Below are 16,577 nucleotides of genomic sequence, written 5' to 3'. Positions count from 1 at the left end.
TGCGAGAGTTTAGAACGTCGCTTCGAAACCAGCGATCACACTGCGACCGGGAGAGACGAAGCTGAAAACCTGCTCGTAGTTCTCATCAAGCAGGTTTTCCGCCCGTGCAAACAGGTACAGCCCGGCCGCCAACCGGACCCGCGCGTTCAGATTGACCAGCGTGTAATCGTCGAGCGTCACGCGCGTCGGCACAAAGCTCGGATCAAGGAAAGCAAGGTCTTCGGTCGATCCATTGTGGCGGATCACAAGGGTCGCCGATGCGGCCTCTTGCGGTGCAGTCCATGTGAGCGCAGCGCTGGCGATGCTTTCCGGGCGGCGGACTTCGGTCACGCCATTCTCTTCGGCGTCGAGATAGGCATAGGCCGCGTTAAGGCTCCATTGCTCCGCGATCTGCGCCGAGAGCGCCAGTTCGACGCCGCGCTGGTTGCTGTCAGTCGTGCGATTGGCGGGTGTTGCGACAAAGGTCGGCGCAGGGAAGGTCGTGAAAATCTCGTCCTCCAGCGTCGCATCGAAATAGGTCGCAGACAGAGTCGCATCACCGCCGAGCAGGCTTTGCTCAATCCCGACCTCCCAACTGGTCGATTTTTCCGGCGTCAGGTCGGCATTGCCGATGAAGCGGCCATCGACGAAGCCGAACAGCTCGAAGAAGCCCGGATTCTTGATCCCCGAACCAGCCGAGGCGCGCAGGCGTGTGCTTTCGGTCAGATTGAAGCCTGCGCCGACTTGAAAAGTCGTTTCGTCGGCGAAACGGTCATTGATATCGTGACGGATCGCGGCCGAAAAATCGAAACGCTCGCCTGCATAGCGATATTCGCCCACCAGCCCGACATTCTCGATCTCGCGCTGCCCGTTGAACGCGAAACCGCCGGGCGTGGCGTTGCGGAACTGCTCGCGCTCCCAATCGGCGGCGAAGGTGATGCTATGGCCGCCTGTTGGCCGGTAGGAAGTGACGTAAGAGGCCTTGAGCCGGTCGCCTTCGCTCGCATTGCTCGGACCGAATGCGCCAAACGTGTCGCGGGTGATATCGGCCAATTGCGCAGAGAGATCGTGGCTCCAGCGGTTGTCGGCCAGTTCAAGCTTGGCCCCGACCAGCGCATAGATCGCTTCATTCTCGAAACGCGTTTCCGGGCTGTCGACGACGAAGCCGAAAGTGGGGCCGGTAAGGAAGAAGTTCTGGTCGTTGAACTGCCCCTCGGTGCGGATGTAGCGGGCAGCGGCGCGCAGGGCGAAATTGTCCGTCACCGGCACTGCGATCTTGCCCGACACGGTGTAGCTGTCGCGCCCGATATCGCGCGTGCCGCCGCCATTGATTGGGCGGGCGTTTGGCTCGCCGTCAGTGCTCACCACCGTGGCCGAGAGCGAGACATCAAACCCGTTGAGATTATAACCCCATCGCGCCGCGCCGTTGATCGTGTTGTTGGTGCCGCCTTCGATCCGCGCCCCAAACCCGCTGAAACTGCGACTGTCATAGGCGACGACGCCGCCAATGGCGTCCGAGCCATAAAGCGCGGATTGCGGCCCGCGCAGCACCTCGACCCGGCTGCCGATCTCGGCCTGCAAGGTGCCGATATCGAACTCGCCCGAAAACGGATCGGAAACTTCGATCCCGTCAACCAGAACCAGCACATGGTTGGCTTCGGATCCGCGCAGGCGCAATTGGGTCTGCCCCGCAACGCTGCTAACCGCCACGCCGGGCACATCGCGCAGCACATCGGCGACATCGCGCACCTGTCGCTGCTCCATCTCCTCCGCCGAGACGATTGTGGCAGAGCCAGTATAGTCGCTCAAGGACAGCCCGCTATCGGTGCGGTCGGCGCGGACAAGGATGGTGTTTGAATCGATCCGGCGCGCATCGGGAATAGCGATATATTCAACCTCGCCATCTTCGGTCTGGGGCGCATCACCCGCATCAGACACCGCTTCATCCTGCGCCAGTGCGGATGCGGATAGAGCAAGCGCGCAGATCGACGCCCCTGCAAACAAGGATTGGAACTTCATTTCATGTGATCCTTTCAGATCGAGCCAGAACTACGGCCGGACAAAAGCCCGGCGCACTATTCGTCGCTCGAAACGAAAGATCTTCGCGCCCTGCCAATCCCTGAGCAAAGCCACAAGCGACATGCTCCGGTCGGTCTCCTGGCTCACGGGTCGAGGCTTTTGACACATCTTCCCGGGCGTTATGCCCAGTGATTGCTCCAGCTGGAGCGCGGATCAAAAGCTCGCCGCTTACAGTTGCAGGGACAGCTGCGGAATTGCCCTTTTGGGGCGCACCGCATTCCCGTTACCGGCGCATGCGCGCACGACTAGCTTGTCGGATTGCGCTGGGCAAGATGTTGCTGCATCGCAGCTCTATTGCGGCGAATCTGTCTGCGCGCCGCCGTCATCCTGAGACACTGGCTGCGTGACCGGCTGCGAGACGAAACCTTCCGCTACCGGCACGACGGGCACCGCAAGGCCGGTGGCAGGGTCAGTGACTGCGCCAGCAGGCGTAGTCGGCGCGGCCAGCGTGGATGCGGGCGCATCGCCGACGCTTGGCACAGCGATCCCGTTGGCGCGCGCCTCTTGCACGGCAACCCAGCCGGGCTGCGATGCACCATATTGCTCGCCATATTTCTCGTCCCATTCGGCCGAGGCGCGCTGATATTGCTCATATTCCTCAAAGAACAGCTCGAACGGCTCCTCGATCAGGTCAAAATTGTCCTTGGCAAACTCGATCGGATCGACGGGTGCCAGCGAATAGCGGTTCGAGATCTCGAGCGCGGCGCGGCAAAAGCGCGAGCGGGCGGGCGGCAGGGCGAAGAAATTATAGACCGAGGTCATATGCGACTGACGCGCCAGAATGCCTGCGCGACGTGCCCCAGCCTCGCGGCGATATTCGGCATCGATCCGGTCATTCACCGCGCCCAAGGCACCCGCATGATCGCTGATATAGGCGCTATAGGCGGTGAGCACGGGTTCGTATTGCGCGGTTACGCAATTGAGCGCCGCGACGTTCCAGGCGGAGCGGAAGTGCCATACCCTTTCATCTGCCGAGAGGCCGCGATTGACCGTCTGGCGCTTGCCGAACAGATTCTTGCCCGGAATTTCCATCACATAGGACGCTCCGCCGGGGGGTAGCGGACGGTAGGGAATGACTTCAGCCGGCGGCGGAGGAGGAGGAGGCGGTGGCGGAGCTGGCGGTGCCTCGGGAACGGTGGCGCAGGCCCCCAGCATGGCGAGCGAAACCGCAATCGCGGTGATCTTGACCGGAGCAGCCATCGCGCCGCCACGCTTCGCCAGTTTCGATTCTTTCGAAGATCTGCCCATTCTCGAATTGCCTCTCATAAATCCTCCGGCCCCGGTGGACCGGTCCCCGAGTTAATCGCGGCTGCTACCATGGCAGCGCCGGCCTTGCTCGCAAGTGAAGCGCCATGTGCCACCTGCGGACAGATTTCGCAGCCAGTCTGCCGCGCGCGACCCTCAGGATGCAACAGCGTTAGCCGCGCTGCCTCACAAAGCAAATGCCCGGAACCTTGGGTAAGGCTCCGGGCATTCAGTGTTTCAACAGTTTACTGGAAGTTTCCCTCCAGAGCATCCGTTTGTCGAGCAGGCTACTCGCGGCTGCCGAGGAACTGGAGCAGGAACATGAACATGTTGACGAAGTCGAGATAGAGGTTCGTCGCGCCCATGATGATCGCCTTGCCCATAAAGTCGGTGCCCTGCACGTAAGCATACTGGTTCTTCAGCATCTGCGTGTCGTAGGCGGTAAGGCCGGCAAAGACGAGAACGCCGATGCCGCTGATCACGAATGCCATCGCTTCGGATTGCAGGAAGAAATTGACCACCATCGCGATGATAAGGCCAATCACGCCCATGATGAGGAAGCTGCCCCAGCCGGAAATGTCTTTCTTCGTGGTGTAGCCCCACAGCGAAAGGCCGGCAAAAGCGCCTGCCGTTGCGAAGAAGGTTGTGGCGATGCTTTGGCTGGTGAAGACCAGGAAAATCGTCGACATCGACATGCCCATGACAATCGCAAAGGCCCAGAACACCATCTGGAGCGTCGTCTGGCTCATCTTGTGCAGGCCAAAGCTCATCGCGAGGATGAAGGCCAGAGGTGCAAACTTGAGAACCCAGATCAGCGGGCTGCCGCTTTGGTAAAGCGAGCCGATAATCGATCCGTCCATGCCGCCCCACGAAAACAGCAGCGCGACGATGCCGGTCAGCAGAACGCCCGATGCCATGTAATTGTAGATTGAGAGCATGTAGGACCGAAGGCCCTCATCATAATCAGCGCGTGCATCAACCGCGCCGCCGACATGCGGCGTCGTGCCAAAGCCCGGACGCTGAGTTTCTTTCCAATCAGTCATTTTGGAACCCTTTCTCCAAAACAGGAGTCTCCAAGTATCGGCGCGACAATACGCACCGTTGGTGGATAATATCGTGGTTTTGCGCGGCGTTTTCAAGCGAAACCGGACGCGATTTCCGCGATTTTCGTTCATTCATGCACCGGTTATGCTTAACCGCGTGCTTACTTCTTGCCCGCTGCGAGCTCCGCGCCGCGCTTTGCTGTCGCGTCGAGCGTGCTCGTGAGCAGTTCGACCAGCGCCTTTTTGTCGTCGAGCACGTTAAGACCCTGCCGCGTCATCCCGCCAGGGCTTGCGACGCGGTCTGCCAGCTCTCCGGGCGAGATATCGGCCTGCGCAGCGAGCGATGCGGCTCCATCGACCATGGCGATCGCGAGGCTCTTTGCCTGATCCTCGCTTAGACCGAGCGACGCACCTGCCTCTGCCAGTGCGTCGATGAAGCGATAGACAAAACCCGGACCCGATCCAGCCAGAGCGGTGGCGAGGTCGTAATGCTCCTCGCTTTCGAGCCAGACCGCGTTGCCGAGCAGGTCGAAGAATTGCGTTACGCCTTCGCGCGCCGTCTCGTCTAGCCCGCTCTGCGCCAAGATAATCGGCGATTTGTTGATGCGCGAGGCGAGATTGGGCATCACCCGCACATGCGCGCTGGCTTGTGGGAATGCCTCGCGCAATTGCGCCAGCGTCAGTCCGGCGAGGAGAGAATAGACACCGCGCTGCTTTGCAAGCTCCTGAAAGTCCGGGGCAAGATCCGCAAGCTGATGTGGCTTGAAGCCGAGCATTATCGCGTCATGCGTGCCCGCAGCCGCAGCCGCGGCAATGTCACGGTAGACGCGCACGCCTTCAGGAGCTGGCTTGAAAGAGCGGTTGAGCACAGCGAAGCGATCCGGCGAAACGCCGCTCGCCAACCATCCGGCCAGCATCGCGCCCGACATATTGCCGTATCCGATAATCAGAAGCTGCTTGAACTCGCTCATTCAAAACCACCTTTCGGCAGCTGACATGGCTATGCTTCACCCATCGCGTCAACCATTGCCGCATCCAGCGCATCGCGCGGAGACTTGTCGCCCCACAGCACAAACTGGAATGCGGGGTAGAAGCGGTCGCATTCGTCGATCGCATTCTCGACCAAAGACTGCGCCTGCGTGATCGACAGCATCCCGTCATCGCCCAGCAATGCACCGTGGCGATAAAGCAGCACGTCGCCGTTCGACCAGATGTCGAAATGACCCAGCCACATCTGTTCGTTGATCAGACTGAGCAGCTCATAGGCGCTCTGCTTCTTCTCCGAAGTCACGCGGATATCGGGCAGGCAGAGGAATTGCAGGACATTGTCCGCGCTGCGCCAGATCGCGCGGAGCTGGTACTTGGCCCAGCTGCCCTGCACTTCGCCGACCATTTCATCGTCGGACGTGACCTCGCACTCCCACCCTCGCGCTTCGAACAATGCGGCGAGCATCTCGACCGGCGCAGCGTCGTCATTGGCGCTGAATTCGGCTTCGCGCTGTCTCATGGGAGAACCTTGAGCAAGGTCGGGATAAAGGAGGGGGTCTTTGGCATCGAGGCGAGGAATGCCCGCTCTCCCCCCCGATTGGCAATGGAAGCGGGCCGAGGGGCTGGGGAGAACCCGATTGGCTTGTTCAAAGCTTGTGCAAAGAAAGCAGGGGATACAATTAAATCAACGCGTAAGGCGCTGAATTTCCGTCCCTTCCGGGCTGGTATAGAAGAAAGTGGCGAGCCCCTTTTGCGACAGTGCATTGACGAGATCACGCGCCTCTGAGCGGCTGTCGAGCGGTCCCGCGAGCAAGCGGTTCGCTTGGCCCCAAGGCGTGACATGCGGTTCGTAATCGCCAAGCAATTCAGGTGCGGTGCGGACAAAACGCCGCCAGTCAAAGCGCAGGGCATCAACATCGCGCCCGGTCGCAAGCTGCACCCATATCCGGCGCGGATGCTCGGGTTCGGCCGGCTGAGGCGCGGGCTCGGGCGCCGCTTCGCGCGGGATTTCAATAGCCGCGAGATCGACCGCATCGCCGCGCGCGGTGCTGACTGGCAATTCGGCAGTGTCCAGATCGGCAAAGGCATCGGCGACGCTTGCTGGCTCTTCAACCTCCCGAGTCGCGATTTCTGGTAGGCTTCGCTCAGCAGTTGGCGGCGTTTCAGGCGCGGCTTCGGCCACCCGCTCGGGCGCTTCCTGTGCAACCTCGCGCGACACTGTCTCTACCGGAGCGCCCAGCGGCTCTCCGGCAGGTTCGAGCAAGGAACCCGCCGCCCCTTCGCGGGCAAAGCGGGCGATGCGCGGGTCTTCGCGGCCAATATCGGCAGCGCGCGGGAATATGCCGAGATTGGCAGCAGCCGCCTGCTGCGCGGGTGTCAAACGCGGCATGAAGGCCAGATAGGGATTGATCCGTGCGGCAAGGTCGGTCGGCATCGAGGCGTTGACGATCCCCTCTGCGCGCTCCTGTTCTCCCAAGATAGCAAGGCCAAAGGCACGCGTGCGCACCGCTGCGGGATCGCGCGCTTCGATCAACGGAGAGAGCGTCGACTGGAACCCTTCCGCATTTCCGGAAATCGCGTAGTTGAGCGCGAGGCGGCGGCGCGCCTCGTCGTCCTGCGGGTTCAGCACGATGGCTCGCTCATAGGCCGCACGCGCAGCCTCTCCATCGCCGATCATGTCGAATGCCAGCGCCTGATCGGAGAGGAAGTCGCGAGCAGGAGCTCCGCCATTGCGGGCCTGCGAAAATAACGGGATCGCTTCGAGCGGACGGCCCGAGCGCAGATAGACCCGCGCCAGCCCCAGCTTCACCTGTGCATTGGCCGGATCGATGTCAGCAGCGCGGCCGTAAAATCCGATCGCCGCATTGAAATCGCCCAGTTCGAGCGAGGCATCGCCCGCTTCGAGCAGGCTGCTGACCCGGCGCGGCCTGCGCGCGAGCTCCATCAGCGCGCGGTTCAAGCGCTGCACCTGCGGAGAAGGAAGCGGTTGCACAACTGCAGTGCCGCTGCTTTGCGCATGCGCTGGCTGCGGTGCGATAAGCGTCAGAAGGCCGGTTGCAGCTGCGACCAGTAGCGAGTGAGTAAGAATTCGTGGCACGAGACTATGGCTAGTGAGTTTTCCGCCGCGCGCCAGCCAGTACGCGGCCAACGCGGGGCGAACCGCGCGGCGCGTTCGGCCAAGCGTGTGCGAAGTCGCTCTTACTGGTTGTTCTGCCGTCCGAGGAAGCGCGGAATGCTGAGCGCCGGTGCGTCACCATCATCATCGTCCCCGTCGCCATCGCCGTCTTCGTCTTCCGAACCAGAGGAGCGCGACAAATTGGCCATGCGTTCAAACAGAGTGGTGCCGCCGCCCGATCCGGAACCACCGCCGCCTCCGCCACCGCCGGAGCCGCCGCCCGAACCCGATTCTCCGCCAGAGCCGAGAATTTCTGCACGGCGTCCGCCATGGCGCGGTTCAACCGGTTGATCTTCCTCGGCAAGGCGGTCAGCATCGGCGAGCACTTCTTCCTGCGAGGCTTCTCCTCCATCGTCGAGTGCATCGTCCTCTCCGGCATATTCGCCATCCAGGTCGAGCGTGTTACCCTCGGCTTCGTCGCCGAAATCGTCCTCTTCTTCGGCCCCGCGCAGTCCGGCGAGCGGGTCGACGATCTCGTCAACATCATCGCCTTCATCGCCCATATCGTCACCCGCTTGCATGCCGGTGAGGTCAAAAGGTTCAGCGCCGTCTTCGTCTTCGGCATCACCCTCGCCATCATCATCCAACATGGCAGCTTCGACAGGGTCGGGAATGACCGGCATTTGCGGTGCTTCGGCTTCAGGCTCTTGCTCCGGATCCATATCAGGTGAGCGCACCAGATCGTCAGTCGAGGCTTCTTCATTGCCCGACAGATCCAGCACCGGACGCTTGGGCGCGCGGCTGCTTGAAAGAGCCGATTGCGCAGTGCGCGGTGCGTCTGCGCCGGCATTGCCCTCAATACCCGTAGCGACGACGGACACTCGAATCTTGCCCGATAGATCGGGATTAAAGGCGCTGCCCCAGATGATGTTGGCATCTTCATCGACCAGATCGCGAATGTGGTTCGCAGCCTCGTCGACTTCCATCAGCTTCATGTCTTCGCCGCCGATGATCGAGATGATGACGCCCTTCGCGCCCTGCATCGACACGCCGTCCAGCAGTGGGTTGGCAATCGCTTGTTCGGCAGCATCGAGCGCGCGGTTCTCGCCTTCGCCCTCGCCCGTGCCCATCATCGCCTTGCCCATCTCGCTCATCACAGAGCGCACATCGGCAAAGTCGAGATTAATGAGGCCCGGCATCACCATCAGATCGGTGATCGAGCGAACGCCCTGTTGCAGCACTTCATCGGCCAGCTCGAAGGCTTCCTTGAAGGTTGTTTCCGGTTTGGCGACGAGGAACAGGTTCTGGTTGGGGATCACGATCAGCGTGTCGACGTGATCCTGAAGCTCGGCAATGCCGGCCTCGGCAGCTCGCATGCGCCGCGTCCCTTCGAACAGGAACGGTTTGGTCACGACGCCGACAGTCAGCACGCCCTTGCGCCGCGCGGCCTCTGCAATCACTGGGGCGGCTCCGGTGCCCGTGCCGCCGCCCATGCCAGCCGCGATAAAGACCATGTTCACGCCGTCGAGCGCGTCCTCGATCTCGGCTACGGTCTCTTCCGCAGCAGCCTTGCCCACTTCTGGCCGAGCACCTGCGCCAAGGCCGCCAGTGATGTCGGGGCCAAGCTGGATGCGGGTTTCAGCCGGTGAAGTGCTGAGCGCCTGCGCATCAGTGTTGGCGACGATGAACTCGACGCCTTCGATTTCCGAAGCAATCATGTTGGCGATCGCATTGCCGCCCGCGCCGCCGATACCGACTACGGTAATCTTGGGGCGCAGATCGTCAGTGTCTGCCGGGCCGATATTGATGCTCATCGCGTAAATCCTCCAGACGCAGGGTGCAGTTTGGGCGACCGTATTTCCTGCGGCGTAAACTTAAATGGCACATTAGCCATGTGCCGGTTATCCCGCAGATTTCCTTATCCACAGGCACATATTTACCCTCATACACTATGCCGCTGCGCAAGAGAATCCCGCGAGACATAGAATTACATCCACGCGGACCTCAAAAATACTCGCGCATGGCGCGGAATAGACGGGTGATGGCAAAGGCCGGATTAAGCGATCCACCAAAGTCTGCACCGCCTGCGCGGCGTGATCCGAAGGCGCGGATATCGACGGGGTCTTCGGCGGCATAGAGGCACAGTCCGGCAAGCCCTGCAAAGCCCGGAGTGGCATGCGCTTCGGGCAGCCCTTTGAGCGCAGGTGCACGTCCGATCCTGACAGGCATCGCAAGTGCGCTCTGGGTGAATTCGGCAAGACCTGCGAGTTCCGCGCCGCCGCCGGTGAGCACAACCTGCCCCGCGCGCGTGCCGCTAAAGCCCATTTCTTTCAAAGCCTTGCCGATTGCGCCGGTCAGCTGCGACTGTGCCTGTGTGATGACCGAGATCAGCTCTGCCCGAGCAATCCGGTTCTTGTCATCCGCGCCGCGCGCATGCGGTCCGCTAGGCTCGCCCGCGCCCTCATTGGGGCCGTGAACGGGGATCATTTCGCGGTGGTCGCTGGGTGAGGCGATCGCGCTGCCAGAGACGCATTTGAGCCGCTCGGCCTGGAACCGGCGAATGCCGAATGCGCTGGCTACCGCGTCGGTAATGTCGCCCGATCCCATCGGGATTGCGCGCAGGCCCAGCAGCATTCCGGCAGCAAAGACCGAGACATTGGTCACATCCGAACCGATCTCTACCAGCGCCACGCCCAGCTCACGCTCTTCCTCGGACAGGCACGCATATCCCGATGCGAGCGGAGCGGCGACTACGGCTTCGACTTCGAGATGCGCGCTTTGCACCGCTTCCATCAGATTGCGCACCGGCGCGCCATCGGCGAGCATAACATGCACATCGACCCCAAGCCGCTCGGCATGAAGCCCGCGCGGATTGGCAACACCATGCGCGCCGTCGAGTGTGTAATGAGCAGGCTGCGCGTGGAGCACTGTGCGGCCATCGGGCTGGATCATGTCGCGCGCTTCGATCAGCAGATGTTCGACATCTTCCTCTTCGATCCGTCGGCCACCGATTTCGATCTCGACCTTGGAGACATTGCTTTTCAGCCCCGCGCCGGCGCAGGCGATCCACACGCTCTGCACGCTCGTGCCCGCATTCTTCTCCGCGCGCTCAACCGCATCGCGGATCGCATAGGTCGCGGCTTTCATGTCGGTGACATAGCCGCGCTTGATCCCTTGAGAGGCGCGGTGACCCGAACCCAGCACGAGCAATTCGCCCGTCTCGGTCTCACCCATAATCATCGCCGAGATGCGGAACGATCCGACATTCACAGCCGCGAAAATCTTGGCGAGCCGCGCTTTGGGAGCCGCTTTCGAGGCCATCAGGGGGTGCCTTCCGTGTCGCCGAGTTCAACCGCATCGGCGCGCCCCGGTACCCGCATATAGATGCGAGGGGGCGAGCGCATATCAAAGGTCGCCACTTGCCCACCGAGCAGCCGGTTCTGGCCGTCCATGCGGGCAAATTTCACCAAGGCGCTGGCGGATTCATCCGCACCTTCGGGCAAAGCGAGCACCTGCCCGCTCTTGAAGCTCAAATTCCACCGGCGATTGCCAACCCATTCGGCTGCTTCGACCTGCGGGCCAAGCGCGGGAGCGGCGGCCAGCAGAGTCTCAAGCGGCGCGACTTGCTGCGCAGAGCCGGGTCCGGAGATACGCAGCATCTCGGCTGCGGCCTCGTCCGAAATCGGCTCCAGCTCGACCCCGCTTGCATCGATCAGCATCAGACGGTCCGGTTTTTCAAGCACCGCATGCGGTTCGCGCTCGACAATATCGATGGCCAGCGTCGCAGGCAGCTGGACCGAAACCCGCGCATCCTTGACCCATGGCAGCTCGAGCAATTCCGCGCGCAAAGCCTCCAGCTCGACTTGTGGCATAGGCCGTTCGCGCTGGGCGAGAGCGCGGGCATAGACCTGCCGTTCGTCCATGCGCTGCGTGCCAGTAACGCTCACTTGCTTGACCTCGAAACCGGCATCCGAAGCCATCGCTGCGACCTGCTGCTGAGCCATGGCCGGCACACCCGCGAGATTGGCGATCACAAAGGCCAGCCCGACAGCGCCGCCGATAATCAGCGTCAGCCAAATCGTGCTCCATTGCTCCTCGGTAAAGGGCAGTATGCCCATCGCCTTATCGACGATGCTGGTGGTCTTGGCTTTGGCCCGGCGCGCACCCGCGGCGCGGCTTTGCGATTTGGCAGCGCGGCGGACGCCTCTGCCAGAGCTGCGTTTGATTTTTGCCATCACGCCTCTCCTTTTTCGGTAGTTTGCATTTCGTGAACCCGGATCGCTTCCATGACGATCAGCTCGACCAGTTCGGCATAGCCGATCCCGGCGGCGCGCGCTTGTTCAGGCACCAGACTGAGCGGTGTCATGCCCGGCTGGGTGTTGGTTTCGAGGACGAACAGCCCCTCCTCACCCAGCTCGTCATCCCAGCGGAAATCGGTGCGACTGGTGCCGTGGCAGCCGAGCACCTCATGCGCCTTCACCGCATATTGCTCGCACAAGGCAGCGATTTCGGGCGGAACTTGCGCTGGGCAAACATGCTGGGTGCGCCCTTCGGTGTATTTGTGCTCGTAATCGTAAAAGCCGTGCTCGATGATGAGCTCGGTGACGCCCAGCGCGCGCGGGCCATCTGCGCCGTCGATCACCGCAGTGGTCAATTCGCGCCCCTTGATGAAGGGTTCGGCGAGCAGCTCGTCAAACTGCTGCCACGGCCCTGCCGCTTCGCGCGCAATCGGATTGCCGACATTGCTCTCATCGGTGACGATAGCGACGCCGACTGACGAGCCTTCATTGACCGGCTTCAAGACATAGGGTCGCGGCATCGGGTCGCGTTCGTGCAGCTCGCTGACCGGAACGATCCGCCCCCCCGGCATCGGAATACCGTGGGGGACCAGCGCCTGCTTGGTCAGCTGCTTGTCAATCGCGATCACCGAAGTCGCAAGGCCGGAATGGGTGTAGGGAATGCCCATCAGGTCGAGCATGCCCTGCACGCTGCCATCCTCGCCCGGCACGCCGTGGAGCGCGTTGAACACCACGTCTGGCTTCACCTCGGCAAGCCGCAGAGCAACGTCGCGGCCCATGTCTATCTGCGTGACACGGTGGCCGTTCATCTCCAGCGCATCGGCAACGCCCGCGCCGCTCATCAGCGAAACCTCGCGCTCATTGGCCCATCCGCCCATCAGGACGACGACGTGGAGAGGGGGTTTATCGGTCATAGTTTGGACAGTCCCCGGCGCGCGAATGCTGCCCCAAAATACATCATCACCAGGCTGCCAATTAACGCTGCGTAGCTTGCCAACGAAAACAGCAAGAAATCGCCATCCACTGCTGCGAACAGGTCAAAATTTCGGAAGCCAGTGAGCAGACTCACGAACGACAAGCTTAGAAGCGCCAACACCCCCGCAACTGCAAGAAGGCCTCCACCCAAAGTCTTACTTATCGACTTGAAATTATCGCTCATAGCGCCCTGCCCACCCGCCTGATTTCCCATTCAAGCTGGATGCCCGAATTGGCGAGCACTTTCTCGCGCACGATCTCGCCCAGACCTTCGATTTCGGTGCTGGTCGCATTGCCGGTGTTGATGAGGAAGTTGCAGTGCTTTTCTGACACTTGCGCGCCGCCATTCTTGAAGCCGCGCAGACCTGCATCGTCGACCAGTTTCCACGAGGAATGGCCCGGAGGGTTCTTGAAAGTCGAGCCGCCTGTCATGCTGCCGATAGGCTGCGAATCCTTGCGCTGGCTGGATATGCGATCCATCTCCGCCTTGATCGTTGCCGGATCGCCCGGATAGCCTTCAAAACGCACCGCAACCACAACCGAACCCTCGGGCAAGGCCGAGTGGCGGTAGGTATATTCGAGGTCGGCGTTGGAGAGCGTCGCGAACGTGCCATTGGGCAGGATCACATCGGCTTCGACCAGCACGTCGCAGGTTTCGCGGCCATAGCAGCCGCCATTCATGCGCGTCACTCCGCCGACCGATCCGGGAATGCCGATGAAGAAGGACAGTCCGTCGATCCCGGCCTTACCTGCGCGCCGCGCGACAATGCTAACTGGGGCAGCAGCGCCCGCCTGAAGCGTTGTCTCGCCGGTAACCTCGACCTCGGTGAAAGGCTTGCCCAGCTTGATCACCACACCCGGAACACCGCCATCGCGGATGATCATGTTGGAGCCTACGCCCAGCGCCATGACCGGCAGTTTCCCGTCCAGCCGCGTGAGAAAGTCCTTCAGATCATTGACATCAGCGGGCTCGAACAACCAGTCGGCATTGCCCCCGCTTTTGAACCAGACATGTTTGGCAAGCGGAGCGTTCGGCGTGAGCTTTCCGCGCACGCCTTCGACCGGCGGGCGGATGTCTGCACCGTCTTTGTCGTTCATGCGATCGTCTGAGTGCGACATGTCGCTCATGCGCTCCGTTGTGCTTCGATGGCCGATGCAAGTTCGGCGGCCCATTTGGTTATGTCGCCCGCGCCAAGGCAGACGATGATGTCGCCCGGCTCGATCTCGGCGGCGAGCGTGCTGGCGAGTTCGCTTTCGCTGGCTATCGTGCGCGCAGAACGGTGCCCGCGCGACTTCAGGCCCGTAACCAGAGCGGCTGCGTCGGCGCCTTCGATGGGCTCTTCGCCAGCTTCGTAAACCGGCGTCACGAAGACCGTATCGGCGTCGTTAAAGCAGGTCTGGAAGTCGTCCATCAGGTCGCGCAAGCGAGTGTAGCGATGCGGCTGCGCAACCGCGATCACCTTGCCTTCGGGAACAGCCTCGCGCGCTGCACCCAGCACCGCGCGGATTTCGACCGGGTGGTGCGCGTAATCGTCGATCACAGAGACAGAACCGCCCTCTAGCGTGACAGAGCCGACCTTGGTGAAGCGGCGGCGGACCCCGCTGAAACTGCCAAAGCCTTCGCGGATCACATCGTCGCTGCATCCCATTTCGATCGCAACCGCAATCGCGGCGAGCGCGTTCTGGACATTGTGGCGGCCTGGCATGGGCAGGTGGACGCCTTCGATCCGGCGGTCCTCTTCACCGCGCTGGCGGATTATGACGTCGAATGTGTTGCCGCCTTCCGAAGGGACGACGTTCACCCCGCAAATGTCAGCCTGAAGCGAGAAGCCGTAGGTCACTACCTTGCGGTCGCGCACGTCGCCGATCACCGCCTGCACTTCGGGATGATCGACGCAAAGGATCGCCGCGCCGTAGAACGGGACATTGTGAATGAACTCGACAAAGGCGCGCTTCACCCCGTCGAAGTCGCCGTAATGATCGAGGTGCTCGGGATCGATATTGGTGACGACCGCAATCGTGCCGTCGAGCCGCAGGAAGCTGCCGTCGCTTTCATCGGCTTCGACCACCATCCAGTCGCTGTCGCCCAGCCGCGCGTTGGAGCCATATTGCTCGATGATCCCGCCATTGATGACGGTCGGGTCAACGTCGCCCTTGTCGAGCAGGCTGGCGATCATGCTGGTTGTGGTTGTCTTGCCGTGAGTTCCGGCAACCGCGACGGTGGACTTCAAACGCATCAGCTCGGCGAGCATCTCTGCCCGGCGCACCACGGGGATGCGGTTTTCCAGCGCGTGCGCGACTTCGGGATTGGTCCGGCGCACCGCAGTCGAAGTGACCACCACGGCGGCGCCTTCGACATTTTCCTTCTCGTGCCCGATTTTGACCGAGACGCCCTGCTCGCGCAGCCGCTTTACGACCGGGCCTTCCTTGATGTCGCTGCCTTGGACCGTGTAGCCTAGATTGTGCATGACCTCGGCGATGCCGGACATGCCGATCCCGCCGATCCCGACGAAGTGGATGACGCCAATATCGGTGCCTACGCCCTTCATGACGCAGGGTCCTCATTCGCATCACGAGTGGCAGCTTGCGGGTTCGTTGCTGCCGCCTTCTTAGGAGCGGTCTCGCCCACGCGGATCACATCCATCATGTCGATCCCGCCCATGCTCTCGACCAGATCGGCGAGGTCTTTTGCTGCGTCAGGCCGGCCGCAATTCCATGCGCCATGGGCGGCATTGGCAAGCGTCGCGGGCATCAGCGCCATGGCCTGAATTTGCTTGGCAATATCCTTCGATAGCTTGGCAAACACCTTTGCCTGCTTGTTCGACAGATTGTTTCCGTTGTCCCCCATCCCGCGCGGATCCTTGACGGTTTCAGGGGGCTGACGGATCATTCGAGCACCACCCGCCTTGACCATTTCGCGTGTATTGGCGGCCTGATGGTCATCGGTCGCGATAGGCAGCGGGATCAGGATCGCAGGCCGTCCGACCGCAGTCAGTTCCGCGATGGTGGAGGCTCCCGCGCGCCCGATAAACAGATGCGCATCGGCTAGCCGCTCGTGCATATCCTCGAAATAGGTGCCGAGTTCGGCGGGGATGTCGTGCTCAAGATAGCGCTCGCGCACCGCTTCGAGGTCTTCGGCGCGGCATTGCTGGGTCACTTGCAAGCGCTGGCGCAGCGGCGGGGGAAGGCGCGCAAGACCATCAGGCACGACTTCTGAGAGGATGCGCGCACCCTGACTGCCGCCAGTGATGAGAATTCGGAACAGACCTTCGTCGGTGAAAGCCGGAAAATCCTCATCGCGCAGCGCCAGCACTTCGGCGCGCACGGGATTGCCGACCAGATGGGTCTTGCCGCGATGCTTGGGCTTCAGCCGTTCGACTTCGGGGTAGGACGTGGCAATCGCATCGACGCGGCCAGCCAACAGCCGGTTGACCCGGCCCAGCACCGCGTTCTGCTCATGCACAACGCTCGACACTTTGGCAGAGGTCGCCGCGAGCAAAGCGGGCAATGCAGGATAGCCGCCGAAACCGACCACGGCGGTCGGCTCGAAGCTCTCAAACAGGCGCAGCGCCATATTGCGCCCTTCCCAAACCGCCTTTGCGCCAGCGAACCAGCGCAGCGGGTTCTTGCCGAAACGGCCAGCGGGAAGGACATGCGCGGTCAGATAATCGGGCTTGCCCGGTATATTCGCCCCGCGCTCATCGGTGATCAGCGCCACATGATGCCCGCGCGCGTCCAGCTCTGCGGCCAGCGCGAATGCAGGGATCAGGTGTCCGCCCGTGCCCCCTGCGGCGAGAACGAAGTGACGGCTCGCGCCGCCCCGTGTTCTTTGTTGTGTCTCGCTGCTCATGCCCC

Annotated in this window: 14 protein-coding genes and 1 riboswitch; all 14 genes read right to left on the bottom strand. The window is 61.9% G+C overall.

Features of this window, described 5'->3' with window-relative positions:
• Positions 1-9 precede the first annotated feature (9 nt).
• Positions 10-1,998 (bottom strand): TonB-dependent receptor, encoded by a 1,989-nt coding sequence (locus Q0887_RS00920; RefSeq protein ID WP_299191550.1) that lies wholly within the window; start codon positions 1,996-1,998, stop codon positions 10-12.
• Between the two features lie 110 nt (positions 1,999-2,108).
• Positions 2,109-2,323: riboswitch (cobalamin riboswitch) on the bottom strand.
• 26 nt (positions 2,324-2,349) lie between these two features.
• Positions 2,350-3,306 carry a hypothetical protein gene (locus Q0887_RS00915; RefSeq protein WP_299191548.1) on the bottom strand — a complete coding sequence of 319 codons (957 nt, stop codon included), beginning with the start codon at positions 3,304-3,306 and terminating at the stop codon, positions 2,350-2,352.
• Between the two features lie 284 nt (positions 3,307-3,590).
• Positions 3,591-4,346 carry a Bax inhibitor-1/YccA family protein gene (locus tag Q0887_RS00910; RefSeq protein WP_299191546.1) on the bottom strand — a complete coding sequence of 252 codons (756 nt, stop codon included), beginning with the start codon at positions 4,344-4,346 and terminating at the stop codon, positions 3,591-3,593.
• Between the two features lie 161 nt (positions 4,347-4,507).
• Positions 4,508-5,317: a pyrroline-5-carboxylate reductase gene (locus tag Q0887_RS00905; protein WP_299191544.1), complete on the bottom strand. Its 810-nt coding sequence runs from the start codon at positions 5,315-5,317 to the stop codon at positions 4,508-4,510.
• A 29-nt stretch (positions 5,318-5,346) separates the two neighbouring features.
• The gene (locus tag Q0887_RS00900; protein WP_299191543.1) at positions 5,347-5,853 is read right to left on the bottom strand and encodes a YbjN domain-containing protein; all 507 of its coding nucleotides are present in this window, start codon (positions 5,851-5,853) and stop codon (positions 5,347-5,349) included.
• 165 nt (positions 5,854-6,018) lie between these two features.
• Entirely contained in the window at positions 6,019-7,431 is a 1,413-nt protein-coding gene (locus Q0887_RS00895; RefSeq protein ID WP_299191541.1) for a tetratricopeptide repeat protein, read from the bottom strand.
• 101 nt (positions 7,432-7,532) lie between these two features.
• Entirely contained in the window at positions 7,533-9,263 is a 1,731-nt protein-coding gene (gene ftsZ / locus Q0887_RS00890) for a cell division protein FtsZ (protein WP_299191539.1), read from the bottom strand.
• 190 nt (positions 9,264-9,453) lie between these two features.
• The gene (gene ftsA / locus Q0887_RS00885) at positions 9,454-10,770 is read right to left on the bottom strand and encodes a cell division protein FtsA (protein WP_299191537.1); all 1,317 of its coding nucleotides are present in this window, start codon (positions 10,768-10,770) and stop codon (positions 9,454-9,456) included.
• Complete coding sequence (locus Q0887_RS00880; protein ID WP_299191535.1) at positions 10,770-11,684, bottom strand: FtsQ-type POTRA domain-containing protein; 915 nt, start codon at positions 11,682-11,684, stop codon at positions 10,770-10,772. Before Q0887_RS00880 ends, ftsA begins: the two co-directional genes overlap by 1 nt.
• Entirely contained in the window at positions 11,684-12,661 is a 978-nt protein-coding gene (locus tag Q0887_RS00875) for a D-alanine--D-alanine ligase (protein ID WP_299191534.1), read from the bottom strand. The genes Q0887_RS00880 and Q0887_RS00875 overlap by 1 nt, the downstream gene beginning before the upstream one ends.
• Positions 12,658-12,906, bottom strand: coding sequence for a hypothetical protein (locus Q0887_RS00870; protein ID WP_299191532.1), 249 nt, complete (start codon positions 12,904-12,906; stop codon positions 12,658-12,660). The genes Q0887_RS00875 and Q0887_RS00870 overlap by 4 nt, the downstream gene beginning before the upstream one ends.
• Positions 12,903-13,820, bottom strand: a complete 918-nt coding sequence (murB, locus tag Q0887_RS00865) for a UDP-N-acetylmuramate dehydrogenase (protein WP_299195153.1) — start codon at positions 13,818-13,820, stop codon at positions 12,903-12,905. The genes Q0887_RS00870 and murB overlap by 4 nt, the downstream gene beginning before the upstream one ends.
• Positions 13,821-13,846: 26 nt before the next feature.
• The gene (murC, locus tag Q0887_RS00860; RefSeq protein ID WP_299191531.1) at positions 13,847-15,271 is read right to left on the bottom strand and encodes a UDP-N-acetylmuramate--L-alanine ligase; all 1,425 of its coding nucleotides are present in this window, start codon (positions 15,269-15,271) and stop codon (positions 13,847-13,849) included.
• Positions 15,268-16,572: an undecaprenyldiphospho-muramoylpentapeptide beta-N-acetylglucosaminyltransferase gene (murG, locus tag Q0887_RS00855; RefSeq protein ID WP_299191529.1), complete on the bottom strand. Its 1,305-nt coding sequence runs from the start codon at positions 16,570-16,572 to the stop codon at positions 15,268-15,270. Before murG ends, murC begins: the two co-directional genes overlap by 4 nt.
• Between the last annotated feature and the right edge of the window lie 5 nt (positions 16,573-16,577).

It is taken from the genome of uncultured Erythrobacter sp. (assembly GCF_947492365.1).
Lineage (GTDB): Bacteria > Pseudomonadota > Alphaproteobacteria > Sphingomonadales > Sphingomonadaceae > Erythrobacter.
Note: the sequence above shows the minus strand (reverse complement) of the source record. Positions and strands in the feature narration are given on the sequence as shown.

Excerpts from the sequence above, each read along its gene's own strand:
- Q0887_RS00920 (WP_299191550.1), bottom strand. The coding sequence starts at position 1,998 with ATGAAGTTCCAATCCTTGTTTGCAGGGGCGTCGATCTGCGCGCTTGCT.
- Q0887_RS00915 (WP_299191548.1), bottom strand. The coding sequence starts at position 3,306 with ATGGGCAGATCTTCGAAAGAATCGAAACTGGCGAAGCGTGGCGGCGCG.
- Q0887_RS00910 (WP_299191546.1), bottom strand. The coding sequence starts at position 4,346 with ATGACTGATTGGAAAGAAACTCAGCGTCCGGGCTTTGGCACGACGCCG.
- Q0887_RS00905 (WP_299191544.1), bottom strand. The coding sequence starts at position 5,317 with ATGAGCGAGTTCAAGCAGCTTCTGATTATCGGATACGGCAATATGTCG.
- Q0887_RS00900 (WP_299191543.1), bottom strand. The coding sequence starts at position 5,853 with ATGAGACAGCGCGAAGCCGAATTCAGCGCCAATGACGACGCTGCGCCG.
- ftsZ (WP_299191539.1), bottom strand. The coding sequence starts at position 9,263 with ATGAGCATCAATATCGGCCCGGCAGACACTGACGATCTGCGCCCCAAG.
- ftsA (WP_299191537.1), bottom strand. The coding sequence starts at position 10,770 with ATGGCCTCGAAAGCGGCTCCCAAAGCGCGGCTCGCCAAGATTTTCGCG.
- Q0887_RS00880 (WP_299191535.1), bottom strand. The coding sequence starts at position 11,684 with ATGGCAAAAATCAAACGCAGCTCTGGCAGAGGCGTCCGCCGCGCTGCC.
- Q0887_RS00875 (WP_299191534.1), bottom strand. The coding sequence starts at position 12,661 with ATGACCGATAAACCCCCTCTCCACGTCGTCGTCCTGATGGGCGGATGG.
- Q0887_RS00870 (WP_299191532.1), bottom strand. The coding sequence starts at position 12,906 with ATGAGCGATAATTTCAAGTCGATAAGTAAGACTTTGGGTGGAGGCCTT.
- murB (WP_299195153.1), bottom strand. The coding sequence starts at position 13,820 with ATGAACGACAAAGACGGTGCAGACATCCGCCCGCCGGTCGAAGGCGTG.
- murC (WP_299191531.1), bottom strand. The coding sequence starts at position 15,271 with ATGAAGGGCGTAGGCACCGATATTGGCGTCATCCACTTCGTCGGGATC.
- murG (WP_299191529.1), bottom strand. The coding sequence starts at position 16,572 with ATGAGCAGCGAGACACAACAAAGAACACGGGGCGGCGCGAGCCGTCAC.